The following is a 25,156-nucleotide window of genomic DNA, read 5'->3' on the forward strand; positions in this document are numbered from 1 at the left end:
CCCTGGCCGCCTGCCAGGATGAACGCCAGGAGGAACCAGCATGACGAAGCCGCATCAGGAAGACCAGGCCGAGCCGTTTTTCATCACCGAGGACGTGGCGGCCGAGTTGACCGCCGCTGGCTACGAGTTCGTGCCGCCGAGCCATGCGCGAACGGCGAGCATCCGCGATCTGTTCGGCTGGCAGCCCGGCGAAACGCTATCCGAGGCCGTGAGCAGGCACCTGGAGAAGGCTGGTACAGGTAGCGGGTGCGAACCGAGAGGCGAAGGTGTATGACGACGGAAGCAGAGGCGCTCGCCAACATCCTTGCGTGGTCTGCTGATAGTCCTGGCTGGCAGCGCGACGCACTGCGCCGGCTTGCAACGCAAGCGGCCTTGGAGCAGGCCGAGATCGACGAGCTGGCTTCCATCTGCAAGGGTGACAACCCGGCGGTCCCGCTGGAAGCGGGGCATCTTCGCGGCCCGAACCGCGATCAGGGGGAAGTCTATCTGCGGCAGGTCCATGGAGTCCGGCATGTCAACGCCCTGGCTCCCGACCAACGGCTGACACTCCATCGCGTCGGTTTGACGATCATCTATGGCGACAACGGATCGGGAAAATCCGGCTACGCGCGGATTCTCAAGAAGGTATGTCGCGCCCGTATTCCAGGCCGAGCCGAGGAAATCGCTCCCGACATCTATGACGCTGCACCAGGCACGCCGAGCGCCACGATTGAATACGCGATCAGCGGTCAGAACCGCACTTGCGCTTGGCAGCTTGGTCAGGCTGCCGACACCGCGCTTTCAGGCATCAGCGTGTTCGATTCCCGCACCGCGAACGTCCACGTGGACGATACGAATGACGTGGCTTACACGCCGTTTCCGCTCAAGCTGCTAGGTGCGCTGGCGCAGCTCTGCAAGTCGGTCAAGGATAAGCTGGCAGCCGAGATCGCGCAGATAAAGGCGCAAACGCCCGAAGCGATCAGGACGCCGGCATGCAGCCGGGACACAGCGGTCGGCAAGCTCATGGCCAAGCTCACCGCCAACACTGCGCCGGCGACGGTCGAAGCGTTGGCAACGCTCACGCAAGCAGAGCAAGACCGATTGGCGCAGCTCACGGCGGACCTGGCAGGTGATCCGGCTCGCGCGGCGCGCCAGCTTGCGGCGTTGAAGACCAAGGTTGACGGGCACATTGCGCGCCTGGATCGACTATTGGCTTCTATCAGCGACGATACCGCCAATAACCTGCGCCGCCTTGCCGTTGATAGTGACGCCGCACGCCGGGCGGCAGAAGCTGCTTCCAGTGCGCTTTTCCGCGACGAACCGTTGCCGCAGATCGGGTCGGAGGTTTGGCAGGCGCTATGGGCCAGTGCCCGAGCATTTTCTGACGCGGAAGCCTATCCCGAACGGCGCTTCCCCGTCACTGAGTCCGGCAGCGTATGCGTGCTTTGCCAGCAGGAATTGACGCCCGTCGCCGCTGATCGGCTCAATCGCTTCGAGGCTTTTGTGCGCGACGACAGCCAGCAACGTGCCGACGCTGCGCGCGTCACATACGACAGGGCGCTGGCAACGTTCAAGGGTGAGGCTGTTTCGTTGGCCGAGCTGGCGAACATTGTGGCAACCGTCCGCGACGAACTGCGCCAGGATGCCTTGGCGATGGAGATCAGGGGCGTGACCCTGCGCGCCCTGTGGCGTCATCGCCAGATCAGGCGACGCCACGCGAATCCAAGCGCCGCTATTGACGTGCCCGTTACCGAATATTCGCGCCAGGCGCTGGTCGATCAATCAGCGGGCATTGAGACTCGGGCGAACGCCCTTGCCGCGGAGGCTGGCTCTCCAGCTCGCTCCGCCTTGCTTGCCGAAAAGGCCGAGCTTGTGGATCGGCAATGGCTTGGTGGCATCAAAGCCGATGTTCTCGCCGAAATCGAACGCCAGAAGAAAATCGCACGGCTTGAGGCGGCCCAGAGGGACACTGCTACCAACCGCGTCACCACAAAGAGCACCGAGATCGCTCAGGCTTTGGTGACGGACGCGCTACGCGCGCAATTTGCTCGCGAGGTGGCGAGCTTCGAGATTGCTGGCCTCGCTGTGGAGCTTCGACAGCAAAACAGTGTTCAGGGCATCCCTCGCTTCAAGGTCACACTTACACGGAAGCCCACGGCTGCGGTGGGACAGGTCTTGAGCGAAGGCGAGCATCGCTGCGTTGCCTTGGCCGCGTTCATGGCCGAACTCGCCACTACCGAAAACAAGTCCGGCATCGTCTTTGACGATCCCGTTTCCTCGCTCGACCACATGCACCGGGAGGCCGTAGCTAAACGCCTGGTTGCTGAGGCCGCTCATCGCCAGGTCATCGTCTTCACTCATGACCTTGCGTTCCTGTTCGAGTTGAATCGCGCGGCTGACGATGCGCAGCCCAANATTCAAAGCGCGTCGGGTCAGTGACATCACCACAAGTCTGAGCAATCAGCTTGCCGGTGAACGCTACCATTTCGAGCAAGGCAATCAAGACGAGTGGCGAAAGTCCGTCAAATCCATCGCCGCGACGTTGCGCGATACGTGGGAGATCGCGGTTGAAGAAGCTGTCGGGCACGTCATCCGGCGACTGTCCAACGAAGTGAAGACGCCTGGCTTGGTCAAGCTGACCGCGATCACGGTTCCCGACTGCGAGGCCATGCGTGACGGCTTTGGTCGCTGTTCCGAGCTGCTGCACAGCGCCGCCGCTGCGTTGAACCGCCCTCTGCCGAGGCCAGAAGCACTGACGGCAGAGATTGATGCCTTGGCGGCCTGGGCGGACAGCCTTCGGCAGCGTCAGGGCGCTGCGAGGTTGCCCTGAATCCTTGGCGTCACCCAGCGCCGGGAGAACTTGGCATGGTATTTTTCATGGCATCTTGTTGTTCTTCTTCAAAAATGATGTTGATATAAAAGTGGTTTTCTTGTCTATCAACAATCGAGTGGGAGTGACCCTTACCGGCGTCTAGGAGGCAGTAGGTGCTGCACCTGTGACCCCCGTCAACTTCCGCACAACGCCCGGTCTGAACGCCGGGCGTTGTTTTTTTGCTCTAAAAATAGGAGCTGCTGGCGCTTGCTAGGTAGGGGTTGAAGCCTTTTTTTGTGAATATGGATTGCATTGGGGAAGAGGGGGTGGATTGCGCCGAACGGGGCGCACACGGGGCTGCCTATGAACGTGTGGCTTAGTGCTGGTGCCTGCCAGGCTGCCTGAACAAGCAGCGCGAGCCGCTGGTCCGTGTGCGGGCAGCGCAGTTGTTGGTGCAGGGCGATGCACCGGGGGCGCGGCGAGGGGGCGGCAGCGTCCGCACATCAGGCCGACGGCAAGAAGCCTCCGCACATCGTCCAAGACCCACGATGACTGGAGATTCCACCACGATAGAAGCAACCGCTGTCCTACATCTGCGCCCCTGCGCCATGGATAGCGTTTGCACATGCGATCTAAGCAGCCGACCGCGAGCGACGCTCTGCCATCTGGCGCGAAGCAGGGGCAGGGCAAGGCCCCCACCTCGACACGCACCCTCTGGAAGGGGGCGATCAGCTTTGGCCTCGTCCATATTCCCGTGGGCTTGTACTCGGCGACCGTCAGCTCGGGCATCGACTTTGACTGGCTGGACCGCCGGTCGATGGAGCCGGTGGGGTACAAGCGTGTGAACAAAATCACGGGCAAGGAAATCGCCACGGCCGATATCGTCAAGGGTGTGGAGTATGAAGAAGGCCGCTACGTCATTCTGACGCCCGAGGAAATCGCGGCCGCCTTTCCCAAGGTCACGCAGACGATCGAGATCGAGGCGTTTCTTGACGCTGACGAGATCCCCTTTGTCTACCTGGAGCGCCCCTATTACACGGCACCCCTCAAGCGTGGCGAAAAGGTGTACGCACTGCTGCGCGAGGCCCTGCGCCAGAGCAACCGCGTGGGCGTGGCCAAAGTGGTGATCCAGTCCAAGCAGCACCTGGCCGTGCTCATTCCGTGCGGCCGAGCGCTGATCCTCAACCTGCTACGCTGGGGAGGGGAGATCCGCTCATTCGAGCAACTGGCCCTGCCGCCGCTGGATGCGAAAGCCGCGGGTATCAAGGACGCGGAGCTGGCCATGGCCATGCAGCTCATCGATGACATGACACAGGACTGGAACGCGGACCGCTTCCGCAATTCCTTCTCTGAGGAGATCCACAGGCTGGTCGAGGCCAAGGCCTCTGCGGGAGAGATTGCCCATGTCGCTCAGCCGGATGAAGGACCGGCGGTGGCTGCGGGGGCGGAGGTGCTGGACCTCACCGCGTTGCTCAAGCGCAGCCTGGAGGGCGCCTCGGCCACCCCGCCGCGCAAGGACAAGCCCGCCTCCGTGACACGCCTTGCACCGTCGGGCAAGGCAGCGGCCAAATCCACCGCCGCCAAAAAGTCACCGGCCCGCAAGACGGCGGCCAAGGCGGCGCCTGCCAAGACCGCTGCGGCCAAGAAGCCTCGCCGCGCGCACGGATAGCGGTGCCGGACAAGGCGACGGACCATGCCCCGCAAAGACCCGCTGGCGGCGTACAAGCAAAAGCGCAACTTTGCCGTGACGCCAGAGCCCGCGGACGGCGGAGCGCAGTCGCAGGCGCTGCAGTACGTGATCCAGAAGCACTGGGCCAGCCGCCTGCACTATGACCTGCGCCTGGAGCTGGACGGCACCATGAAGAGCTGGGCCGTACCCAAGGGCCCCAGTTACGACCCGGCGGACAAACGCATGGCCGTGCAGGTGGAAGACCACCCCATCTCCTACAACCAATTCGAAGGGCAGATCCCGCCGGGCCAATACGGCGCGGGTCGGGTCATCATCTGGGACCGCGGCTATTGGGTGCCGCAGGGCAATCCGCGCGAAGGCTACCGCAAGGGGAAGCTCAAGTTCGAGATCCACGGCCACAAATTGCATGGTCACTGGACCCTGGTGCGTATGCATGGCCGGGACGACGATAAGCAGCCCCCCTGGCTGCTGATCAAGGAGCGCGACGGGCTGGAGCGTGCGGCCGGGGAATTCAGCGTGGTCGACGAGATGCCCGACACCGTGGCAGACCAGCCGCCCGTTGCGCCACCGACGCGCGCATTCGCTCAGCGGGCCGGGCCCGCGCAGATTCAGCCTCCCACGGCAGCGGCGGTGCCGTGGACATCAGCGCCCACGGCACCGCTGCCTGACCAGCTATCCCCGCAACTCGCCACGCTGGTGGACGGACCGCCGGCCGACCTTTCGCAGTGGCTGTGGGAGCTCAAGTTCGACGGCTATCGCATGCTGGCCCGGGTTCAGCGCGGCAAGGCACGGCTGTACACCCGTAACGGCAACGACTGGACCGCCAGGATGCCCGCCCTGGCGCAAGCGCTGGCCGCCTTGCCGCTGTCCTCTGCATGGATCGACGGCGAGGTGCTGGTGCTGGACGCCCAGGGTGTCCCCGACTTCCAGGCGCTGCAGAATGCGTTTGACGGGCGATCGACCGACGCGCTGGTCTTTTATGCCTTCGATTTGCCTTATGCGCACGGGCGCGATCTGAGGCAGATGCCCCTCGCTGAACGGCGTGCGCTGCTGCGCAGTGTGCTGCAACCAGCCTCCTCAGACCGGGTGCGGTTCAGCGAATCGTTCGAAGCCCGGCCGGCGGACCTGGTGGCCTCGGCCTGCCGGCTGGGATTTGAAGGGGTGATCGGCAAGCGCAAGGACAGCGTGTATGCCTCCCGCCGCAGCACGGACTGGATCAAGCTCAAGTGCAGCCATCGGCAAGAGTTCGTCATCGGCGGATACACCGACCCGCAGGGCTCACGCACAGGGATCGGTTCACTGCTGCTGGGCGTGCATGACGAGGGCGGTGCCCTGCGCTATGCCGGCAATGTGGGCACGGGTTTCAGCGAGCGCGTTCTCGCGGACCTGGCCCGGCGGCTGGGCGCTTTGCGCACCCAGGACAGCCCGTTTGCCCAGCCGCGCTCCATCCCCCGCAAGGTGCATTGGGTGAGGCCCACGCTGGTGGCGGAGGTTTCCTTCGCCGAATGGACGAAAGAGGGCAAGGTGCGCCACGCCGTGTTCCGCGGGTTGCGCGACGACAAGCCCGCCGCCGCCATCGTCCACGAGGAGCCTGCGCACCTGCAGGGGGCTGCGCCCAGCCGCGCCGCGCGCGTGGGGGGGCTGCAGGTGACAAGCCCGGCGCGCGTGGTCGATCCCTCCACGGGGTTCACCAAGCTTGATCTGGTGCGGTACTACGCCACGGTAGCGCCCCTCATGCTGCCCCACCTGCAGGGGCGGCCGGTATCCCTGCTGCGGGCGCCGCAAGGTCTGGAGGGCGAGCTTTTCTTTCAAAAGCACCTGGACACGGGGGCATTGGACGGGGTGAGTGCGCTGTCACCCGACCTGGATCCTGGCCACCCGCCGCTGCTGGAAGTGGCCACGGCGCAGGGCCTGCTGTCGGCCGCGCAGATGAACACCGTCGAGTTTCACACCTGGAATGCTCGCAAGGACCGGATCGAGCGGCCCAACCGCATCACCTTCGACTTGGATCCGGGCGAGGGCGTGCCGTGGGCGCACGTGCAAGAGGGCGCAGCGCTCGTGCGCTTGATGCTCACCGAGCTGGGCCTGCCATCGTTCCTCAAGACCAGCGGCGGCAAGGGGCTGCATGTGGTGGTGCCCATCAAGCGGCTGCACGGCTGGGATGCCGTGAAAGATTTCAGCCAAGCCGTGGTGCAGCATCTGGCGCGCACCCTGCCGCAGCGTTTCGTGGCCAAGAGCGGGCCCCGCAACCGCGTGGGAAAGATCTTTGTGGACTACCTGCGCAATGGCTTTGGCGCCACCACGGCCTGTGCGTGGACGGCGCGCGCGCGGCCAGGCATGGGCGTGTCTGTGCCCGTCGCCTGGCAGGAACTGGACGCGCTCACGGGTGGCGCCCACTGGACGGTGCAGACCGTGGACCGGCGCTTGAAGACCGGCAACGGCCCCTGGTCAGGCTATGACGAGGCTGCCGTGTCCATCGGGCCGGCGATCAAGGCGCTTGGGGAAAAACGCCACACATAGCCCTGGTGCCCTGCAAGCACTCATGGTGGGGCGAAGGCATACAAGCGGTCTAGGCGGCCCTCATTGAACCTGGTTGCTTCCTGTATCCTTTGAAGCGCCCCGGTCATCGGCCGGGGCTATTTCTTCTCGCTGCGCGTGTGCCCGGCCACCGGTGGTTGCGGGCCTGCGTGTCTGGTGGCAATCCTTCGTTCAAAGACTTCAACATGTCCCTTGATTTCCACGGCCGTGTGGCCATCGTGACGGGTGCAGGTGGCGGCCTGGGCCGTCAGCATGCTTTGGCGCTGGCAGCGCGTGGCGCCAAGGTGCTGGTCAATGACCTTGGCGGCGCCGTGGACGGCAGCGGCGGCTCGGTGTCTGCCGCGCAGGCCGTGGTGGACGAGATCCGCGCCGCAGGCGGCGAGGCGCTGGCCAACGGTGCGTCGGTGACCGATTTCGCGGCTGTACAGGCCATGGTGCAGCAGGCCATGGACGCGTGGGGTCGCGTGGACATCCTGGTCAACAACGCCGGCATCCTGCGCGACAAGTCGTTTGCCAAGATGGACATGGCGGACTTTGCCCTCGTGGTCCAGGTCCACCTCATGGGCGCGGCCCATTGCTGCAAGGCGGTGTGGCCGCACATGCAGGCGCAGAACTATGGGCGCATCGTGATGACGACGTCCTCCACGGGCCTGTACGGCAACTTCGGCCAGGCCAACTACGGCGCGGCCAAGCTGGCGCAGGTGGGGTTGATGCAGACGCTGGCGATCGAAGGGGCCAAGTACGGCATCCATGTGAACGCCTTGGCACCCACGGCCGCCACCCGCATGACCGAGGGCCTGATGCCCGAGGACGTGCTGGCTGCCCTCCAGCCCGAGGCGGTGGTACCCGCCATGCTGGTGTTGGCGCATGAGAGCGCGCCCACGCGCACCATTCTGTGTGCAGGCGCGGGCACATTCGAGGCCGCGCACATTACGCTCACCCAGGGCATCCACCTGGGACAAGGTGCCGATGTGCCGGAGCAATTGGCCGCGCGCCTGGCCGAGGTGACGGCCCGCGGAGCGGGTGAGCAGGTACCGCAAAGCGGCGCCGCACAGGGGACGAACGAGGTGGCGCAGGCCCTGGCTGCGCACCGCTGACACGGCCTGTCCGGGGCGGTGCTGCCCCGCTGCTACGGTACCAAGAGCGACCGTGCAGAGGCCGGCGGCAGTTCCCCGGTGTCAGGCCGGCGCTTGATGTGGGCGCGGGCAGGCCGCAGCGCGGCGTGCTAAGTTTCGGCCCCACATCAAAAAAGATGGAACAACCACCACCATGAGCACACTCCCACAGCGAATCGCAGCCCTGTCCGCCGACCGGTTGGCAGGCATGCGCCGCGGCATCGAGAAGGAGGGGCTGCGCGTGCTGCCCACGGGCGCCCTGGCGCTCACACCCCATCCGGTGGCGCTGGGCTCGGCCCTCACGCACCCCTGCATCACCACGGACTACAGCGAATCGCAGATCGAGCTCATCACCGGTGCCCACCGCACGGTGCAGGAATGCCAGGATGAACTGACCGAGATCCACCAGTTCGTGCACCGCGTGCTCCAGCAGCAGCCGGGCGGCGAGATGCTCTGGGTGTCCAGCATGCCCTGCATGTTGCCTACGGACGAGACCATTCCGCTGGCGCGCTATGGCTCGTCCAACCCGGGGCGTGCCAAGAGCGTGTACCGCATGGGCCTGGGCCACCGCTACGGCCGGCGCATGCAGACCATCTCGGGCATTCATTACAACTGGTCGCTGCCCGGCGTGGGCAGCGACGAGTACTTTGCGCTGATCCGCAACTTCCGCCGGCACGCGTTCGTGCTTCTGTACCTGTTTGGTGCATCGCCTGCGCTGTGCCCGTGCTTCGTCGAAGGGCGACAACACAGCCTGCAGCCGCTGGGCGACGGCAAGCGCGCGCTGTACCTGCCGCATGCCACTTCGCTGCGCATGGGGCGCCTGGGCTACCAGAGCGACGCCCAGGCCACGCTGGCCGTCAGCTACAACGGCCTGCAGGGCTATGCCGATTCGCTGCACGAGGCGCTCACGCGGCCTTATCCGGCCTACGAGGCGATTGGCGTGCGCAACCCCGGCGGCGACTACAACCAGCTGGGCACCAGCCTGCTGCAGATCGAGAACGAGTTCTACGGCACCATCCGGCCCAAGCGCACCGTCCACAGCGGCGAGCGCCCGCTGCACGCGCTGCGCGAGCGCGGCGTGGAGTATGTCGAGGTGCGCCTGATGGACCTGGACCCGTTCGTGCCCGTGGGCATCACCGCCGACACCATGCGCCTGCTGGACGTGTTTTTGCTGCACTGCCTGCTGTCGGACAGCCCGCCCGACACGCCGGCCGAGATCGCCGAACTCAAGAACAACCAGCACCTGGCGGCCGAGCGCGGGCGCGAGGCCGGCCTGCAGCTCATGCGCCGCGGCCAGCGTGTGCTGCTGACCGATTGGGCCGCCGAGGTGCTGGCCGAATGCGCGCCCATTGCCGCCACGCTGGATGCCGCCCACGGCGGCGAGGCTTATGCGCACGCGCTGACGGCGGCCCAGGCGACACTGGCGGCCCCGCACTCCACACCGTCCGCGCGCGTGCTGGCCGAGCTGCAACAGCAGCATGACAACGACTTCATCGCCTTCGCACTTGCGCATTCCCAGTCGGCGCGGGACATCCTGATGGGACAGCCCTGGAGCGAGTCGCAGCAGGCGCGCTACCAGGCGCTGGCCGAGCGGTCGCTGGAGGAGCAGCGGGCCATTGAAGTGGCAGATGACCTGCCGTTCGAGGCGTGGCGCGAGCGGTTCATGGCGGTCGAGCAGTTGGGGTAGTTTTTTGAGGGCAGCGCTTATGGCGTAAGCGCCGCCAGCTATTCTTTTTGATGTTGCTGCGCGGGGGCGCATAACCCGGTCGGCACCCAAGCATTCAGCAGAAAAAACTCAGAAACGATAGCTGTCCGCGCTTGCCCCACAAGCGCAGAGCCCCATTTAGGGCCTGTTCACACTATTTTTGCCAGTGCGAATGGCGTGAAAACCGCGCCAATCTAGGCGCGTGACGACGCCAAGGCCGGGGCCTTGGCTAGGAGGGCAACGACGAATGGCGCGGTTCTCACTCCGTTCCCTCCGGGTTGCGATCAAAAAGGGCCATTCGCGGCGTTGCCAAGCCTCGCTGGGGTAGCACCCCAGCTTCGTTTGGCGCCTTGCGCCTGGCCCTTTTTGATCGCAACGCATCTGGCAAAAATAGTGTGAACAGGCCCTAGCCCTTCAGATCACCCCTTGCGCGCCATCGCCGCCGACCGGATGCCATCCAGCGTTCCCGTGGGTGTGATCGCCTGCGGATCGATCAGGCAGTGCAGCACGCTGGGCAGCCCGCTCGCCCGTGCGCGTGCCAGTGCCGGGGCGAAGTCTTCGGTGCGCTCCACGCGCTCGCCGTGCCCGCCGAAGGCCTGGGCATAGGCCTTGAAATCGGGGTTCTTGAGCTGTGTGGCGCTAATGCGCCCGGGGTACTCGCGCTCCTGGTGCATGCGGATGGTGCCGTACATGGCGTTGTCCAACAGCACCACTATCAGCGGCAGGCCGTACTGCACGGCGGTGGCGAACTCCTGGCCATGCATCAGAAAGTCGCCGTCGCCCGCAAACACCACCACCTCGCGCTCGCGCCACAGGCGCTTGGCGCCCACGCCGGCCGGCAGGCCGTAGCCCATCGAGCCGCTGGTGGGGGCCAGTTGGCTCGCATAGGTGGTGAACGGCCAGAAGCGGTGCACCCAGGTGGCGAAGTTGCCCGCGCCGTTGCAGAAGATGGTGTCGGCGGGCAGCACCGCGCGCAGGTGCTGCATCACCTCGCCCATCTGCAGCTTGCCGGGGATGCGGATGGGCGCCGGGTCGCTCCAGGCCAGGTACTCGGCGCGCGCAGCCTCGGTGTGCGCGGTCCAGCGCGGCTCGGCCGCGGGGCGCAGGCTGGCCAGGGCGGCGGCCATGGCCTGCGGCGTGGCGTGGATGGCCTGCACCGGGCGGTAGAGCCGGCCGAGCTCGTCGGCGTCGGCATGCACATGCACCAGCGGCTGCGCCGGCACGGGAATGTCGAACAGCTCGTAGCCCTGCGAGGGGATCTCCGACAGCCGCCCGCCCAGCACCAGCACCAGGTCGCTCGCGCGGATGCGCGCCAGCAGCTGGGGGTTGACGCCCAGGCCCAGGTCGCCCGCGTAGCTGGCGTGGTTGGCCGGGAACAGCATCTGCCGGCGGAACGAGCAATACACCGGCAGCCGCCAGGCGCTGGCAAAGGCCTGCATGTCGCGCACCGCCTGGTCGGACCAGCGGCTGCCGCCCACGATGACCACCGGCCGCTCGGCCGCCTGCAGCCGCGCCGCCAGTGCCTGCAGTGCGGGCGCGCCGGGGTAGGTCTCGGGCACGGAGTAGGGCAGGGCATCGGCCACCTGCACGGCATCGGTCAGCATGTCCTCGGGCAGGGCCACCACCACGGGGCCGGGGCGGCCCGAGGTGGCGACGTGGAATGCGCGCGAGACCAGCTCCGGCACGCGCCGCGCATCGTCGATCTGCACCACCCACTTGGCCATGGTGCCGAACACGGCGCCGTAGTCCAGCTCCTGGAACGCCTCGCGCCCCAGCGCACCGCGCGCCACCTGGCCTACGAAGACGATCAACGGCGTCGAATCCTGGTGCGCGATGTGGATGCCCGCCGATGCGTTGGTGACCCCCGGCCCGCGCGTCACGAAGCAGATGCCCGGGCGGCCGGTCAGCTTGCCCTGCGCCTCGGCCATCATGGCCGCGCCGCCCTCCTGGCGGCACACGGTGACGGCGATGTTGGCGTCGTGCAGGGCGTCCAGCACGGCCAGGTAGCTCTCGCCCGGCACGCAAAAGAGCTGCTGCACGCCGTGCACGATGAGCTGCTGGACGAGGATCTGCCCGCCCGTGCGGGATGCGGCGGTGGAGGTAGCGGTGTGCGGCATGGAGGTCCAAGAGAAGGCGAAGCTGCAAATATCGCCCAGCCATGCGCGCTTGCATAGCAAAAAAGCGGAACGACTTGTTGCTTAAATCGCATCAAGTGGCAATATCCCGTCCCAGCCCTGCCTGCCGCCAGCGCTTATGGATCAAGCGCTGACGCCTTATGCGTTACCACAAGCCTTGGTCGGGTTCATTCTTTGATTGCATGAATTAACGCCATGTTTCGCAAACTTTTCCTGCCGCCCCTGGCCGACCTGCTCGCCTTCGAGGCCGCCGCGCGCCACGCCAGCATCTCACGTGCGGCGGAGGAGCTGCACCTCACGCAAAGCGCCGTCTCGCGCCAGGTGCGCCAACTGGAGGCACAGCTCGGTCAGGCCCTGTTCACCCGGGTGCGCCAGCGCGTGGTGTTGACGGATGCGGGGCGCCTTTACGCCGCCGACGTACGCGCCGTGCTGCAGCAGCTCGGTGCCGCCACGCAGAAGGCCATGGCCCTGGCCGATGGCGGCGGACTCCTGCACCTGGCGGTGCTGCCCACGTTGGGCGCGCGCTGGCTGGTGCCGCGCCTGCCTGCGTTTGCCGCGCTGCACCCGGAGCTGACGGTGAATCTTTCTGCCCGTGGCGAGCCTTTTGACTTCGCCCAGGAGCCGTTCGATGCCGCTATCCACTACGGTGCGCCCCACTGGGCCGGCGCCGTGTGCGACTACCTGATGCACGAAGAAGTGGTGCCGGTGTGCAGCCCCGCGCTGCGCACCCGCCACCGCATCGAGACCCCTGCCGACGTGGCCGGCCTGACCCTGCTGCACCAGACCACGCGCCCCATGCTGTGGGCCGACTGGTTCGAGCAGGAGGGCGTGCCCGCGCCCCAGGCCCTGCGCGGCCCGCGCTTCGAGCAGTTCGCCATGATCGCCCAGGCCGCCATCTCCGGCCTGGGCGTGGCCCTGCTGCCGCGGTTTCTGATGGAGGAGGAGTTGGCGAGCGGCGCGCTGGTGGAGCTGCCCGGTGGCGTGCTGACCAGCAGCGATGCGTACTACCTCGTGGTGCCGCTGGCGCGGGCAGAGTCGGCGGGGGTGAAGGCCTTCAGGGCGTGGCTGCGGGAGGTGGCGGGCCAGCGGGAGCTGGGCCGCGTTGGTGGATGAGCGCATGGTGCGCATTGCGGGCGGACACCTTCCCTGGCAATAGCGGTCAAGCGTCGCCGGACCGGTTCATGCCTGCGGCCAGGGCGGCCAGGGCGGCCAGTGCCAAAAACGCCAGGACCGCCAGTGTGGCGGAGAGCCAGAGCGCCGCGCCGCCCCAGCGCTCCACGGCCAACCCGAACAGGAATGGCGCCCCGGCCTGCACGATGCGCGCGGGCACCATCAGGAACCCCTGCCGCTGCCCATAGCCTTGTGCGCCGAAGATCAGCAGCGGCAGGGTGCCGATGGCAATGGTCAGGATGCCGTTGCCGAGCCCGTGCAGTACGGCGAACGCGGGCGCCGCGTGGCTGCCCAGCAGCATCAGCAGTACGACGCCCAGCGGATGCGCCAGCGTGGCCAGCCGCGCCGACAACAGCGGATGCGACCGCTTGAGCACGGTGAATTCGACCCATCGCCCCGCGACCTGGGCCGGCCCCACCAGCGCCGCAATGCCGATCGCGCCAGCCAAGGCCACGCCCGAAGCCTGCAGGACCTGCGGCAGATGCGCCGCCATCGCGGTGCTGTTGAACCACGCAATGGCAAACACGCAGGCCATGAGCACGGCCGCACGCCGCCGGGCCGGTGCCGGGCTTGCCGCTGCCTGTGCATGAGGGCTCCCTGCCGCAGCGGCCTGCGCACCGGCCGAAGCGGCCGGCGCGGCCGTGGGCAGCATCGCGTTCAGCGGCAGGCCGATGAGCAGATGCAGCGCCGCCCATGTCAGGCAGGCCTGCCGCCAGCCGAACGCCGACTCCAGGGAGGCCGTCAATGGCCAGCCGATCGTGCTTGCAAAGCCTGCCAGCAAGGTGATGCCGGTGATCGCCCGCCGGGCGTCCTGGCCATGCAGGCGGACCACGGTGGCGAACGCGGCCTCGTAGAGGCCGCTGCCCATGGCCAGGCCCATCAGGGCCCAGGCAGCAAAGACATGGGCGGGCTGTGAGGCCAGGCTGAGCGCCGCGAGCCCTGCGGCAAACACCAGGTTGCTGACGATCAGCACTGGCCGCCCACCAGCCCGGTCAATGGCGCGCCCCGCCCCGGGGGCCGGTTGCTGCGGCAACCAGCAGCGCCATCGAGAACGCCCCAAACACCGCCGACGAAGACATGCCGACGTCTCGCCCCATCGGCGCGGCCACCACGGCCGGCAGGTAGTACGACGACGCCCACGCCAGTGTCTGGGCCACGCCCAGCATCAGCGTGGTGGTGGTTCTACGCTGCACGCTTTGCACCCGCGTCGTACCAGCCCTTGGATGAATTCACGACTTTGACGACCAGCAGCATCACCGGCACTTCGATGAGCACGCCCACCACCGTGGCCAGTGCCGCGCCCGACTCGAAGCCAAACAGGCTGATGGCGGTGGCCACGGCCAGTTCAAAGAAGTTGGATGCGCCAATCAGGGCGGACGGGCAGGCGACCGCGTGCTTCTCGCCCGCCGCGCGGTTGAGCCAGTAGGCCAGCGCCGAGTTGAAGAACACCTGGATCAGGATGGGCACGGCCAGCAGTGCGATGATCAGTGGCTGGCGCAGGATGGCCTCGCCCTGGAAGGCGAACAGCAGCACCAGCGTGAGCAGCAGCGCCGCAATGGACCACGGCCCGATGCGCTGGAGTGCCGCGTCGAACGCGGCCTGCCCCCGTGCCAGCAAGGCGCGCCGCCACCATTGGGCCAGCACCACCGGAATGACGATGTACAGCACCACCGAGGTGAGCAGGGTGTCCCATGGCACCGTGATGGCCGACAGGCCGAGCAGGAAGGCCACCAGCGGCGCGAACGCCACGATCATGATGCTGTCGTTCAACGCGACCTGGGACAGCGTGAACAGGGGGTCGCCGCCGGTCAGGCGGCTCCATACGAACACCATGGCCGTGCAGGGGGCGGCGGCCAGCAGGATCAGGCCGGCGATGTAGCTGTCGAGTTGGTCCGCTGGCAGGTAGGGGGCAAACCACTGGCGGATGAACAGCCACCCCAGGAAGGCCATGGAGAATGGCTTGACCAGCCAGTTCACGAACAGCGTGACCCCGATGCCGCGCACGTGGTGCCGCACCTCGCCCAGGGCGGAGAAGTCCACCTTGAGCAGCATCGGGATGATCATCACCCAGATGAGCAGCCCCACCGGCAGGTTCACACGCGCCACTTCCCACGACCCAATGGTCCGCGCCGCGCCGGGAAACGCCTGGCCCAGCCCGATGCCTACCACGATGCACAGCAGCACCCACACGGTGAGATAGCGCTCGAACACGCTCATGGGAGCGCCTGCCGCGCGTTGGGCGGTGGTTTCGCACTGGGCACTCATGTCATTTCCCTGCGAGTTCGCGGGCGCTGGTCTGCAATACCGCTTTCTCCAGCTTGTCGGCGGGCAGGTTGATCAGCAGGTCCAAGCGGCGCTTGATCAGGTGCAGCGTCTGGCGGAAGGCTTCCAGCTTTTCTGAGTCAGGCGCGTCGCCTTCGGAAGGATCGGCGAAGCCCCAGTGCGCCGTTGCGGGGTGCCCCGGCCAGATCGGGCAGACCTCTCCCGCGGCGTTGTCGCACACGGTGATGATCAGATCCATCGTGGGCGCGCCTGGGGCGGCAAACTCATCCCAGCTCTTGCTGCGCAAGCCCTCGGTGGAGACGCCTGCCTTTTGCAGGACTTGCAGACCCAGGGGATGCGGCTGCTGGTTGTCGCGCGGGCTGCTGCCGGCAGACCAGGCCTTGAAGCGGCCGCCCGCCATGGCGTTGAGCAAGGCCTCGGCCAGGATGCTGCGCGCGGAGTTGTGCGTGCAGAGAAAAAGAACGTTCAAGGGCGTTGTCATGAAGAACCTTCAGCGCATCAGCAGCAGGTGGATGAGGACGTGGCGGGCCCGCAGCAGGGCGTCTTGGATGCCGTGGCCGCAGGCTCCTTTGGCGTGCAGCACGCGCCGGCGGCAGCCGTTGGGCTGGACTCGTTGAACATGGGAATGTCGCCGAGCGTGTGAAAGTGCTCCCACGCGATGCCCTGCGGGTCGGTAACCCAGTGCTTCTCGCTGCGCGCATAGCAGCAGGTGGTGGCGCCTTCGTCGAGCAGGGCCATGTCGGCCGATGCGGCCCTGGCCTTCAGTTCTGACAGTTCGGCCGCGTCGTCCACCTGAAAGCCCAGGTGATCCAGGCCTGGGGAGGTGCCCCGCGTGGAGATCGCGAAGTTGACCCGCGGATCGTCGAGCATCCACTTCGCGTAATCGGCCTCCACGCGAGCGGGCTCGGCCGCGAAGAGCTGGGAGTAAAAACGGATGCTCTGGGCCAGGTCTTCCACATGCAGGTGGACATGGAATCGCTTCATGGGGTTCTCCTTCAAAAGTGGGTCAGCAGTCGCAGCTCTTTGCTGCCTCCGCCAGGCAGGACGCGCCCTGGCAGCAGTTCTCGGTGAGGTAGCCGAGCAGATCGTCCATCGTGTCGAAGGAGGCCCGGTAGATCAGGTTGCGCCCCTGACGCTCCTGGCTGACGAGGCCGGAGTGCACGAGCTCCTTGAGGTGAAAGGACAGGGTGTTGGGTGCCACCGCCAGTTGCTCGCACAACGAGCCCGGTGTGAGTCCCTCTGCGCCAGCCACGACCAGTGCGCGAAACACCCGCAGGCGTACTTCTTGGGCCAACGCTGCGAGGGAGCGGATGACATCGATTTCTTGCATAAAACAACTATACAACGATATTGGAATTATTGTAAATTTCTTCGGTGCAACATGACGCATGCCTGAGGCAATCCCTTATCCCCGCCCATTCGGTGCATTGACCACGAACGCTTATGCCATCTCACTTCACCCTTCTGGACGCGCCCACCAGGTACCTGTTCTTCACCGGCAAGGGTGGTGTCGGCAAGACCTCGGTATCCACAGCGGTTTCCATCGCCTTGGCAGACGCGGGCAAGAAGGTTCTATTGGTCAGTACCGACGCGGCGTCGAACCTTGATGAAATGCTCGGCATTGCGCTGCGCAACCATCCGGTTCCTGTGCCGGGGGTTCCGGGTCTGATGGTCCTGAACATCGATCCGGAAGCCGCGTCGCAGAACTACCGAGCCCGTGTCATTGAACAAATGGGCACGCAGGCTACGGCTGAGGAGGTGGACCTCGTGCGCGAGCAACTCTCGGGTGCCTGCACCACCGAGATCGCCACCTTCGATGAGTTCTCTCAACTTCTGTCGGAAGGAGGGCGGGATTTCGACCATGTCGTGTTCGATACCGCCCCCACGGGCCATACCTTGAGGCTTCTCAGCCTGCCCAAGGCATGGAGCGGGTTCCTCAAGGGCAATGACCGCGGAGCATCCTGCCTGGGGCCGCATTCGGGGTTGAAGATGCAGGAGCAGCTTTTCAACCGGGCGCTGGCATCCCTGAACGACGCTTCGCTCACCACCATTGTTCTGGTGGCGCGGCCTGAGGCGGGAGCGCTCAACGAAGCCGCCAGGTCTTCAGACGAACTGCGTGAGTTGGGCCTTTCCCACCAGCGCCTGGTGATCAACGCGGTTTTCAAGGCGCAAGACCCCGGCGATGCCGTCGCCCTGGCCATCGAGGCTCTGGGACAGGAGGCCATGCAGGAGATGCCGCAGGCGCTGAAACGTCTGGCGGCTGACGTGATTCCCATGCGGCCCGTCGATTCCGTGGGGCTGCAGGCGCTGCGGGCGCTGCTGTCGCCATCACCGACCGAGGTGCCTGCGGCAGTCCTGGACGCGCCCGACTTCGCGCACCAGAAACTGTCCGCGCTGGTGGCGGAGCTGGCGCGGGGTGAGCGTGGATTGATCATGGTGATGGGCAAGGGCGGCGTGGGCAAGACCACCATTGCCGCCGCGATCGCCCTGGGACTGGTCAAGCTCGGCAAGTCCGTGCACTTGAGCACCACGGACCCCGCCGCCCATTTGGCGGTGACGCTCGACGGCGAGGTCCCGGGCCTGACCGTCGGGCGCATTGACCCCAAAGCAGAGACCCAGAAATACGTGGACAAGGTCGTTGCCGCCAAGTCGGCCGGCATGACCCCGGCGGAGAAGGACCTGTTGATGGAAGATCTGCGTTCTCCATGCACGGAGGAAGTGGCGGTCTTCCATGCGTTCTCGCATGTGGTGTCTCAGGCCCGCAGTGCGTTCGTGGTGCTCGACACCGCGCCCACGGGCCACTCGCTGCTGCTCATGGATGCCACGGGCGCCTACCACCGCCAGATGGTGCGGGAGTTCGAAGGCAAGGCGTCGGGGCGCATCACCACCCCCTTGATGCGGCTACAGGACCCTGACTACACCAAGATCATTCTGGTGACGCTGCCCGAGGCCACCCCGGTGTCGCAGGCCGCCGCGCTGAAGGAAGACCTGCAGCGGGCCCGGATCGGCACCTTTGCCTGGGTGGTCAACAAGTCACTGTTGGCCAGCAACACCCGCGATCCCCTTCTTCAGGCCCGGTTGAACAGCGAGAGGCGGCAGATGGAGCGGGTTCAAGCATTGGCGCAAGGCCGGTTCTATCTCATTCCCTGGGCGGCGACACCGCCCGTGGGCGCAAAGGCGCTGGGGGATCTGCTGGAGCCTTGAGCTGCAGAGGCGGCCCTTCCTGGCATGCAAGAGCCTCGCGGGCCGCGGCACACATTCAGCACCGGTGCAGCGTCAGGAGGGGCCCCCGCCGGGTTGCGCCAGCGCGCCCTGCGCATCTTCGCACCACCACTGCGCGGCCGCATAAAAGCCCTCCCACACGCACCCGTTGCACCCGCGGCCGCAGCAGGTGGTGGGCTCAGGCGGCGGTGGGCGCAGCGCTACACCGGCGTGGGCGGCCTGCGCCTGCAGGGCGGCGAAGCGCTGGCGGGTGGCTTGCAGCATGAAGGTGACGGGGCCTTACCGGCGCCCGCGCCAACGGATCAGGCCATAGCGCGCCAGGAAGGCGCAGCCCAGCACCAGCGCGAACCACCCCACGACGTGGCCCTGGGCCATCATCTCGCGCACGGCGGGCGAGCGGGCAATGTAGGGGGCCAGCAGGATGATCACGCCAATGAGCGCGCACACCGCGCCCTTGAGCAGCAGCTCGGAATCTTGTTTGCGCTGGGAGAAAGAGGGCATGGCGGCGATTATCCTTGGCGGCTTCGCAAGCCCCCATTCGTGAAAGTACACAGTCCATGGCCATCCAGTGGTTTCCCGGTCACATGCACCTGACGCGCAAGGCGATCGGCGAGCGCATCAAGGACATCGATGTGGTGATCGAGCTGCTGGACGCGCGCTTGCCGGGCTCCAGCAGCAATCCGCTACTGGCCGAGCTGACGGGCCATAAGCCTGCGCTGAAGGTGCTCAACAAGCAGGACGTGGCCGACCCGGCGCGCACGCCGGCGTGGCTGGCCTGGTACAACGCGCGGCCCGGCACGAGCGCGATTGCGCTGGATGCGTCCGACGCCGCGCCCGCGCGTCGGCTCATCGACGCGTGCCGGCAGCTTGCGCCCAACCGGCGCGGCCTCTCCAAGCCCATGCGGGTACTGATCTGCGGCATTCCCAATGTGGGCAAGTCCACGCTGATCAACACCCTGTCCGCCAAGCGCGAAGCCAAGACGGGCGACGAGGCCGGCGTGACCAAGCAGGAGCAACGCATCGTGCTGGACGATGACTTTTACCTGTGGGACACGCCTGGCATGCTGTGGCCGCGCATCACCGTGCCCGAAAGCGGCTACAAGCTCGCCGCCAGCGGCGCCGTGGGGCGCAATGCGTACGACGAGGAAGAAGTGGCGCTGGAACTGTTGGCCTACCTCAAGCAGCACTACGCACCGCTGCTGGATGCGCGCTACAAGCTGGGGCTGGACGCGGCGGCCATCGCCGCCAAGCACGACGACGAACTGCTGGAGCTGATTGCCAGGAAGCGCGGCGCGGTGATGAGCGGCGGGCGCCTCAACCTGCAAAAGGCCGCCGAGATCGTGCTCACCGACCTGCGCAGCGCAGCGCTGGGCCGTGTGACGTTGGAGACGCCGGCCGAGTTCGAGGCCTGGCTGGCCGCCGCCGAGGTGCAGGAAAAGGAACGCGCCGCGCGCAAGGCCGAGCAGCTGCGCCGCAACGAGCGCCGCGCGCGCAACGCCCCGCGGGACGAGGACTGATCAGGGCCAGGTTCGCTCGCAGGATCTGCGCAGTTCACAGGCCCTAGGCCAGCACCGGATCGCAGCGCACCTCGGTGGTGACCGAGTTGGCGATGAAGCACTGTTCATGCGCCTCATGGTGCAGGGCGTGCAGCTGTTCGTGCGTGGGCTGCGGGTCGCCGCCAAAGCGCACCGCCGGGCGCAGCGTGACCACGGTCATGGCCATGCGGCCCTGGGCGTTGCGGGCCATCACGCCCTCGGCTGCGTCGCGGTAGTCGTCCACGCAAAAACCCTGCCGCGCGGCGATGGAGAGGAACCACAGCATGTGGCAGCTCGACAGCGCGGCGACGAAGGCTTCCTCCGGGTCCACGGCGGCCGCGTCGGACCAGGGCAGCGGCACGACGTGGGGCGACGAGGAGCCGGCCAACTGCGCGCCACCGTCAAAGCGCAGCAGGTGGCGGCGGCTGTAGCGGTTCTTGAGGAAGTCCTGCGGCGTGGCGTCGCGCGTCCAGGTGATTTCGGCGTGGTAAGTGGCCATGGTGGTGTTTGAATGAAAAATGCCTCTAGCGCCCGCCTGTCAAGCGCGAGCAGCTATGGATATTGAAGCAATGCACGCGCTGCCCCTACCAGGCCAGCGGGCTGGATGCATCCGCCCAGAAGATGAAGCGCCGCAGCTCCGCATAGCGCGACGTGCTGAGCAGGGCCGGGTCGGTGCCGCTGCCCTTGCGCAGCAGCACCAGGTAGCCGCTGGCGCTGCCCACGGCCAGGGTGTGGCCGTCGGGCGCTGCGGCGATCGCCAGGATGGCGCCGCCGATGTGGTGGCGCCAGAGGGCCGTACCGTCCTCGGCCAGGCCGTGCAGATCGCCCTGTGCGTCGCCCTCCACACGCAGGCCATGGGCGGTGGCGGCGGGGCACGATGCAGGCAGGTTTGGCGGTGCGGCCGTGGGGCTCAGCGCCCACGCATCGACACTGATCCGCCACCACGCGGGTGCTTGCGTGGGATGCACGGGCTCCGTGCGGGCCAGCAGACGGCCATCTTCCAGCCACTGCAGGGCGTCCACGGCGTGGCCGGTGCGCGCGGCGTGGTGGGCATAGACATGGGGCGCGAAGGCAAAGCGCCGGTGAAAGCGTGCGGACAGGTCGCCGTCGGCCAGCGCTTGCACAGCGCGTGCCAGTTGCAGCACGGCGCCAGCCTGGGGGCCGCGCGGGTCGGTGGGCTGCGCAGGCATGAAATGCACAGGGGCGGGCAGCGGTACGGTCGCCGGGGGCGTGCCGGCTGCCGCGGCACCGGGCGCCACACCACGGGCGGGTACAGCATCGCCTACCGCTGCGGCCGCCACGGCAGCGGCCGCCGCAGCGGATGACGCCGCGGGTTCCGTGCCGTGCTCCAGGGCCGCCGCGGCATCAGCGGCGTCGGCCTGCCGCAGCCAGTGCTCCCGCACGCGGGCGGCGTGGGCCCGGCCGTGGGCCTGCCAGTCGTGCGACAGCGCCATGAGGACGGGCCCGAACACCTCGGTGTCGGCCTCGTGCGGCGCGAAGGGCGGCAGGCGGGGCAGGGGCGGGGCATCGCCGGACAAGCCGCTGGTGTGCAGCGCCTGTTGCTCTTGTGCATGGGCGGCGTGCAGGCGCTGCTCCAGCGTGGTGAACAGCTCCAGCAGGTGCTGCATGTGCTGCACGGCGTGGTTGGGCAGCGGCGTGCGCGGATCGCTCTGGCGCTGGCTGTAGGTGATGCGCAGGCCGTTCGGGTGGGCCGTGCCCTCCGGCAAGGCATCGCCGGGCGTCAAGTCGATCTGGTAGCAGGCATGTGCGTCGTCCTCGGGGTCGCCAGCGCGCTCGCTGCCGTTGCGCCAGCTGAACTTGAGCGCCCGCCCCCATGAATGGCCCCCCTGCTGGCCGGGCTGGCGCGCGCCGATCCACACGTCGCCCTCCCACCAGCCGTTGCGCTCGGGGTCGCTCCATGTGTTGTAGCGGGTGGTGAATGCGGGCAGCAGCGTCAGCGCCTCGATGCGTGCGGGGGTGAGCGTGGCATGCAGCCGCTCGCGCAGCGGCCGGCCGGCGCGGCGCTGGCCCTCGGCCAGGCGCCAGTAGGCCAGCACCTCGCGCCAGCCCTCTCCGCAGGCGGCCACCGCGCCGGCTGCCGCGTCGCCCGCCCCGGCCTGTGCGGGGAGCGGTTGCCATGCGCCGGGCTGGCCGGCGCTGTCGTAGGCGCGGTATTGGCGCACCAGGCCGTCCGCGCCGGGGGGCGGAGGCGGGACGCCAGAGCGCAACCGCGCCCAGGCCTGCGCCAGCGCGCGGGTAGGTGCATTTTCGGCAGGGGGCAGGGCGAGCCAGAAGTCCCAGCGCTTCCAGAGAGTGATGAACAGGGCGTCGTGGTAGGCGTCCTGGTCTTCATCCACGTGGCTGCGCGTGAGCAGAAAGTCCGTCTGCCCGAACCAGCCGGCTGCCTTGTGCTGGCCCTTGTCGGGCAGGGCCGCCTGGAGCAGCCGCCGCAGTTGCGCGGCGTCCATTGCATCGCCTGCGCACAGTCCGTCGCCCACCGGCAGCCCGGGCTCTTCGGACACAGCCGGCTTGACCGCGCTGGCAGGCGGAGGCACGAATGAAGAGGGGCTGGACATGGCAAAGGCGCACGGTTGTGTGGCGCATGGTAGCGCCGACACCGCTGCGCCATCAATGTGCGGCCCGTGGGCCCCCAAGGGCCATGGGTAGAGGGGCGTCGGCCATGGCTGGGCTTGGGTTTTGCCGCTGTGGCGGGCAGCGCGGGGCCTTGCCGAGCGGGGCCCGCACGCGGGAGGGACTACAGCACGATCTTGCCGTCGGTGACATACAGCTCGTACTGGTCGCGCGGCAGGGCGGTGAGGCCTGCGGTGTTGTTGTCGTCGCGCCAGCTCAGCGTGACGCTGTCGGTGGCGAAGGTGAGTTCCACCGGTCCTTCCGGAATGGCAATGGGCATGCCGTCTCCTTCCCGGTAGGTGACGTGGCCTTGGATGGTGGCTTGCTGGGGCATGTGCGTGCTCCTGGGTCGTTGCGGTCAAAAGGGGGACGGGTGCCCCCTACCGCATTACAGGCCATCCTGTGGAGTGTCGGCTGTCAGACCAGCGCGCGTTTTGCGCCGCAGGCGTTTGCGTCGAGCCGGAGGCTGGCCCGGGTCCGTCGGTGCGGCGCGCTGTGCCAGAGGAATCACCCACAGCACCACCACTGCCAGCAGCGTGCCCAGGATGGCCGTGCTCTCACGCCCCAGGCCCGCGGCCACGCCGATGGCGGCCGTGAGCCAGATGCCGGCCGCGGTGGTCAGGCCCTTGACCTGGCCTTCCGCGTCGCCCTTCAGGATGGTGCCCGCACCCAGGAAGCCGATGCCGGCGATCACCCCTTGCAGCACACGGCTGTTGTCCGCCGGGGCAATGCCCGCCTGCTGCGCGACGAGCACGAACAACGCGGCGCCCATGGCCACCAGCATGTGGGTGCGCAGGCCTGCGGCCTTGCCGGCCTGCTCGCGCTCCCACCCCAGCAGGCCGCCCAGCAGCGCGGCCACGCCCATGCGCAAGACCACCCGCGTGGTTTGCTGGGGGTCGCCAATGTCCGAGAACTCGTGGGCGGCCACGGCCAGGGCGTCAGCCCACCAGCCGGTCATGGCGTGCCAGGCCTGAAGACCAGGCGAGAAAGGGACAAAGCGGGGAGGAAAGCGTGGGGCGATGCACGGTGCATGGCCGCCAGTGTGAAGCGCGTAGACCGGGGTGGGCAGCGGCGGCCGCCGCTCCTGCGGGNCTCCGAAAAGCTGCAGGGCGTTAGATAAAAATTGGCCGGTAGCGCTTGCTAGGTAAGCGCTACAAGCTACTCTTTTGGAAGCGAATCTTCGATATCCTGCTGCCAGGGCAGGGTCCAGATGCGTTGCTGCCAATCCGGCGCCGCGTCCGCGTTTGGCTGCGGGGGTGCGCTGGCGGTGGTGGATGTTCTGGCAGCGGGCCACTGCAATCCACTGTGCAGCGTGACCAGGCGGCCGTCTGCGGGGTGGGGCAGGCTGAGCTGCCACGCATGCAGCCACAGGCGGTGCAGGCCGAGGCGCTGTGCCCACCAACGGTTGAGCGGCCCCTTGCCGTGGGTGGCGTCGCCCAGGATGGGGTGGGCCAGATGCTTGAGGTGGCGGCGGATTTGGTGGCGGCGCCCCGTGGTCGGCTCGGCCCGCACCAGCGATGCGCGCGTCGTGGCAAAGCGGGGGTCGCTGGACTCGGGCAGCTCCAGCCGCGCCAGGCGCATGAGGCGCGTGTGGGCAGGCTGGGTGGGGGCATCGGGCGGCGCGTCGTCGGGGCGCAGCGGGTGGTCCACTTCGGCCTGCGCCGGTGCCCAGCCGCGTACCAGCGCCAAGTATTGCTTGCGCACGGCATGCCGGGCGAAGGCGTCGGCCAGGGCCCGCGCGGCGGCGGGGTGCAGGGCCATGACGAGCACGCCGCAGGTGCCCTTGTCCAGCCGGTGCACGGGGTAGACGTGCTGGCCGATCTGGTCGCGCAGCGCCTGCATCACGAAGCGCGTTTCGCCCGCGTCCAGTCCTGTGCGGTGCACCAGCCAGCCTGCCGGCTTGAAAACGGCCACCATGTGCGCGTCCTGCCACAGCAGGCGCAGCGGAGGGTGCGCGGGCGTCAGGGGTTGCGTCCCGGGGTGAGCTGGATGGTACTCAGGCCCGAATGGGGCGGGTCCTGGTGCGAGGTGAGCCAGTACACCCACAGGCCGCGCAGCCACGCGCCCATGTAGATGATGGACACGGTAAAGATGCCCCACTGCTCGGCCTTCCACGAGGCGTAGAACCAGAACGGCTGCCCCAGCAGCCCGAAGATGCAGGCCCAGCGGCGCAGCGCCGTTCTGCGCGCCTGCGACAACCAGGCGGCGGTGGCACCCAGCAGGGCGATGGCGATCTGGTCAAGTCCCATGGTGATGTGGCCGTTGCGTGGTGGTAGGGTGTTAACTGGATGTTTGTAAGGGGTATCTATTTAGCTCCAGCAGCGCCAGAATAGCTGGATGG

22 protein-coding genes and 1 pseudogene are annotated in these 25,156 nt (G+C 67.3%); 9 read left to right on the top strand and 14 right to left on the bottom strand.

The genetic code is table 11. The annotated features are described in order from the left end of the window. Positions 1–40 precede the first annotated feature (40 nt). The 6 genes from OX89_RS10515 (at position 41) to gshA (ending at position 9,821) form a co-directional block, all read left to right on the top strand. The gene (locus OX89_RS10515; protein WP_047350580.1) at positions 41–274 is read left to right on the top strand and encodes a hypothetical protein; all 234 of its coding nucleotides are present in this window, start codon (positions 41–43) and stop codon (positions 272–274) included. Further along, positions 271–2,393 (top strand): AAA family ATPase (locus OX89_RS10520; RefSeq protein WP_234305550.1); only part of this gene is annotated, 2,123 nt, incomplete at its 3' end. The genes OX89_RS10515 and OX89_RS10520, both read left to right, overlap by 4 nt. Before the next feature lie 1,023 nt (positions 2,394–3,416). Then, on the top strand, positions 3,417–4,460 hold the full coding sequence (locus tag OX89_RS10525) for a Ku protein (protein ID WP_047350581.1): 1,044 nt from the start codon (positions 3,417–3,419) through the stop codon (positions 4,458–4,460). Positions 4,461–4,484: 24 nt separating this feature from the next. Continuing rightward, a complete protein-coding gene (gene ligD, locus OX89_RS10530) occupies positions 4,485–7,001 on the top strand; it encodes a DNA ligase D (protein WP_047350582.1) in 2,517 nt (838 codons plus the stop codon). Between the two features lie 203 nt (positions 7,002–7,204). After that, positions 7,205–8,116 (top strand): SDR family NAD(P)-dependent oxidoreductase, encoded by a 912-nt coding sequence (locus OX89_RS10535; protein WP_015912961.1) that lies wholly within the window; start codon positions 7,205–7,207, stop codon positions 8,114–8,116. Positions 8,117–8,288: 172 nt separating this feature from the next. Further along, a complete protein-coding gene (gene gshA, locus OX89_RS10540) occupies positions 8,289–9,821 on the top strand; it encodes a glutamate--cysteine ligase (protein ID WP_047350583.1) in 1,533 nt (510 codons plus the stop codon). A 437-nt stretch (positions 9,822–10,258) separates the two neighbouring features. Here gshA and OX89_RS10545 read toward each other — a convergent pair whose 3' ends face one another. Then, complete coding sequence (locus OX89_RS10545; protein WP_047350584.1) at positions 10,259–11,956, bottom strand: thiamine pyrophosphate-binding protein; 1,698 nt, start codon at positions 11,954–11,956, stop codon at positions 10,259–10,261. Positions 11,957–12,169: 213 nt separating this feature from the next. On the opposite strand from OX89_RS10545, the gene OX89_RS10550 reads away from it, so the two are divergent. After that, positions 12,170–13,087, top strand: coding sequence for a LysR family transcriptional regulator (locus tag OX89_RS10550; protein ID WP_047350585.1), 918 nt, complete (start codon positions 12,170–12,172; stop codon positions 13,085–13,087). Positions 13,088–13,133: 46 nt separating this feature from the next. Here the strand turns inward: OX89_RS10550 and OX89_RS10555 are convergent. From OX89_RS10555 to OX89_RS10575, 5 genes and pseudogenes are all read right to left on the bottom strand, one after another. Then, positions 13,134–14,310 (bottom strand): annotated as a pseudogene (locus tag OX89_RS10555) (MFS transporter). A gap of 16 nt (positions 14,311–14,326) precedes the next feature. Next, entirely contained in the window at positions 14,327–15,409 is a 1,083-nt protein-coding gene (gene arsB / locus OX89_RS10560) for an ACR3 family arsenite efflux transporter (RefSeq protein WP_047350586.1), read from the bottom strand. Between the two features lies 1 nt (position 15,410). Then, entirely contained in the window at positions 15,411–15,908 is a 498-nt protein-coding gene (locus OX89_RS10565) for an arsenate reductase ArsC (protein ID WP_015912967.1), read from the bottom strand. A gap of 17 nt (positions 15,909–15,925) precedes the next feature. Continuing rightward, positions 15,926–16,411, bottom strand: coding sequence for an ArsI/CadI family heavy metal resistance metalloenzyme (locus OX89_RS10570; RefSeq protein WP_047350587.1), 486 nt, complete (start codon positions 16,409–16,411; stop codon positions 15,926–15,928). A gap of 22 nt (positions 16,412–16,433) precedes the next feature. Further along, entirely contained in the window at positions 16,434–16,757 is a 324-nt protein-coding gene (locus OX89_RS10575; protein ID WP_047350588.1) for a helix-turn-helix transcriptional regulator, read from the bottom strand. 113 nt (positions 16,758–16,870) lie between these two features. Here OX89_RS10575 and arsA point away from each other — a divergent pair, with 113 nt between their 5' ends. Beyond that, positions 16,871–18,631: an arsenical pump-driving ATPase gene (gene arsA, locus OX89_RS10580; protein ID WP_047350589.1), complete on the top strand. Its 1,761-nt coding sequence runs from the start codon at positions 16,871–16,873 to the stop codon at positions 18,629–18,631. A 72-nt stretch (positions 18,632–18,703) separates the two neighbouring features. On the opposite strand, the gene OX89_RS10585 is transcribed toward arsA, so the two are convergent. Then, positions 18,704–18,913, bottom strand: coding sequence for an oxidoreductase-like domain-containing protein (locus OX89_RS10585; RefSeq protein ID WP_011805711.1), 210 nt, complete (start codon positions 18,911–18,913; stop codon positions 18,704–18,706). Between the two features lie 15 nt (positions 18,914–18,928). Further along, a complete protein-coding gene (locus OX89_RS10590; protein WP_047350590.1) occupies positions 18,929–19,150 on the bottom strand; it encodes a hypothetical protein in 222 nt (73 codons plus the stop codon). A gap of 56 nt (positions 19,151–19,206) precedes the next feature. On the opposite strand from OX89_RS10590, the gene ylqF reads away from it, so the two are divergent. After that, positions 19,207–20,166 carry a ribosome biogenesis GTPase YlqF gene (ylqF, locus tag OX89_RS10595; RefSeq protein ID WP_011805709.1) on the top strand — a complete coding sequence of 320 codons (960 nt, stop codon included), beginning with the start codon at positions 19,207–19,209 and terminating at the stop codon, positions 20,164–20,166. Positions 20,167–20,209: 43 nt separating this feature from the next. On the opposite strand, the gene OX89_RS10600 is transcribed toward ylqF, so the two are convergent. From OX89_RS10600 to OX89_RS10625, 6 genes are all read right to left on the bottom strand, one after another. Next, a complete protein-coding gene (locus OX89_RS10600) occupies positions 20,210–20,683 on the bottom strand; it encodes an OsmC family protein (protein WP_047350591.1) in 474 nt (157 codons plus the stop codon). Positions 20,684–20,768: 85 nt separating this feature from the next. Next, a complete protein-coding gene (locus OX89_RS10605) occupies positions 20,769–22,760 on the bottom strand; it encodes a hypothetical protein (RefSeq protein WP_157497422.1) in 1,992 nt (663 codons plus the stop codon). Positions 22,761–22,939: 179 nt separating this feature from the next. Then, complete coding sequence (locus OX89_RS10610; protein WP_047350592.1) at positions 22,940–23,149, bottom strand: hypothetical protein; 210 nt, start codon at positions 23,147–23,149, stop codon at positions 22,940–22,942. Positions 23,150–23,203: 54 nt separating this feature from the next. Further along, on the bottom strand, positions 23,204–23,773 hold the full coding sequence (locus OX89_RS10615) for an MgtC/SapB family protein (protein WP_047350593.1): 570 nt from the start codon (positions 23,771–23,773) through the stop codon (positions 23,204–23,206). Between the two features lie 200 nt (positions 23,774–23,973). Beyond that, complete coding sequence (locus OX89_RS10620; protein WP_234305551.1) at positions 23,974–24,732, bottom strand: pseudouridine synthase; 759 nt, start codon at positions 24,730–24,732, stop codon at positions 23,974–23,976. Between the two features lie 44 nt (positions 24,733–24,776). Beyond that, positions 24,777–25,064 carry a hypothetical protein gene (locus tag OX89_RS10625; RefSeq protein WP_047350594.1) on the bottom strand — a complete coding sequence of 96 codons (288 nt, stop codon included), beginning with the start codon at positions 25,062–25,064 and terminating at the stop codon, positions 24,777–24,779. Positions 25,065–25,156 lie beyond the last annotated feature (92 nt).

Source organism: Diaphorobacter sp. J5-51, from assembly GCF_001023515.1.
GTDB lineage: Bacteria > Pseudomonadota > Gammaproteobacteria > Burkholderiales > Burkholderiaceae_C > Diaphorobacter > Diaphorobacter nitroreducens.

Bases quoted from the DNA above. Each gene is read 5' to 3' on its own strand.
- OX89_RS10515 (WP_047350580.1), top strand. From the start codon at position 41: ATGACGAAGCCGCATCAGGAAGACCAGGCCGAGCCGTTTTTCATCACC.
- OX89_RS10525 (WP_047350581.1), top strand. From the start codon at position 3,417: ATGCGATCTAAGCAGCCGACCGCGAGCGACGCTCTGCCATCTGGCGCG.
- ligD (WP_047350582.1), top strand. From the start codon at position 4,485: ATGCCCCGCAAAGACCCGCTGGCGGCGTACAAGCAAAAGCGCAACTTT.
- OX89_RS10535 (WP_015912961.1), top strand. From the start codon at position 7,205: ATGTCCCTTGATTTCCACGGCCGTGTGGCCATCGTGACGGGTGCAGGT.
- gshA (WP_047350583.1), top strand. From the start codon at position 8,289: ATGAGCACACTCCCACAGCGAATCGCAGCCCTGTCCGCCGACCGGTTG.
- OX89_RS10545 (WP_047350584.1), bottom strand. From the start codon at position 11,956: ATGCCGCACACCGCTACCTCCACCGCCGCATCCCGCACGGGCGGGCAG.
- OX89_RS10550 (WP_047350585.1), top strand. From the start codon at position 12,170: ATGTTTCGCAAACTTTTCCTGCCGCCCCTGGCCGACCTGCTCGCCTTC.
- arsB (WP_047350586.1), bottom strand. From the start codon at position 15,409: ATGAGTGCCCAGTGCGAAACCACCGCCCAACGCGCGGCAGGCGCTCCC.
- OX89_RS10565 (WP_015912967.1), bottom strand. From the start codon at position 15,908: ATGACAACGCCCTTGAACGTTCTTTTTCTCTGCACGCACAACTCCGCG.
- OX89_RS10570 (WP_047350587.1), bottom strand. From the start codon at position 16,411: ATGAAGCGATTCCATGTCCACCTGCATGTGGAAGACCTGGCCCAGAGC.
- OX89_RS10575 (WP_047350588.1), bottom strand. From the start codon at position 16,757: ATGCAAGAAATCGATGTCATCCGCTCCCTCGCAGCGTTGGCCCAAGAA.
- arsA (WP_047350589.1), top strand. From the start codon at position 16,871: ATGCCATCTCACTTCACCCTTCTGGACGCGCCCACCAGGTACCTGTTC.
- OX89_RS10585 (WP_011805711.1), bottom strand. From the start codon at position 18,913: ATGCTGCAAGCCACCCGCCAGCGCTTCGCCGCCCTGCAGGCGCAGGCC.
- OX89_RS10590 (WP_047350590.1), bottom strand. From the start codon at position 19,150: ATGCCCTCTTTCTCCCAGCGCAAACAAGATTCCGAGCTGCTGCTCAAG.
- ylqF (WP_011805709.1), top strand. From the start codon at position 19,207: ATGGCCATCCAGTGGTTTCCCGGTCACATGCACCTGACGCGCAAGGCG.
- OX89_RS10600 (WP_047350591.1), bottom strand. From the start codon at position 20,683: ATGGCCACTTACCACGCCGAAATCACCTGGACGCGCGACGCCACGCCG.
- OX89_RS10605 (WP_157497422.1), bottom strand. From the start codon at position 22,760: ATGTCCAGCCCCTCTTCATTCGTGCCTCCGCCTGCCAGCGCGGTCAAG.
- OX89_RS10610 (WP_047350592.1), bottom strand. From the start codon at position 23,149: ATGCCCCAGCAAGCCACCATCCAAGGCCACGTCACCTACCGGGAAGGA.
- OX89_RS10615 (WP_047350593.1), bottom strand. From the start codon at position 23,773: ATGACCGGCTGGTGGGCTGACGCCCTGGCCGTGGCCGCCCACGAGTTC.
- OX89_RS10620 (WP_234305551.1), bottom strand. From the start codon at position 24,732: ATGGTGGCCGTTTTCAAGCCGGCAGGCTGGCTGGTGCACCGCACAGGA.
- OX89_RS10625 (WP_047350594.1), bottom strand. From the start codon at position 25,064: ATGGGACTTGACCAGATCGCCATCGCCCTGCTGGGTGCCACCGCCGCC.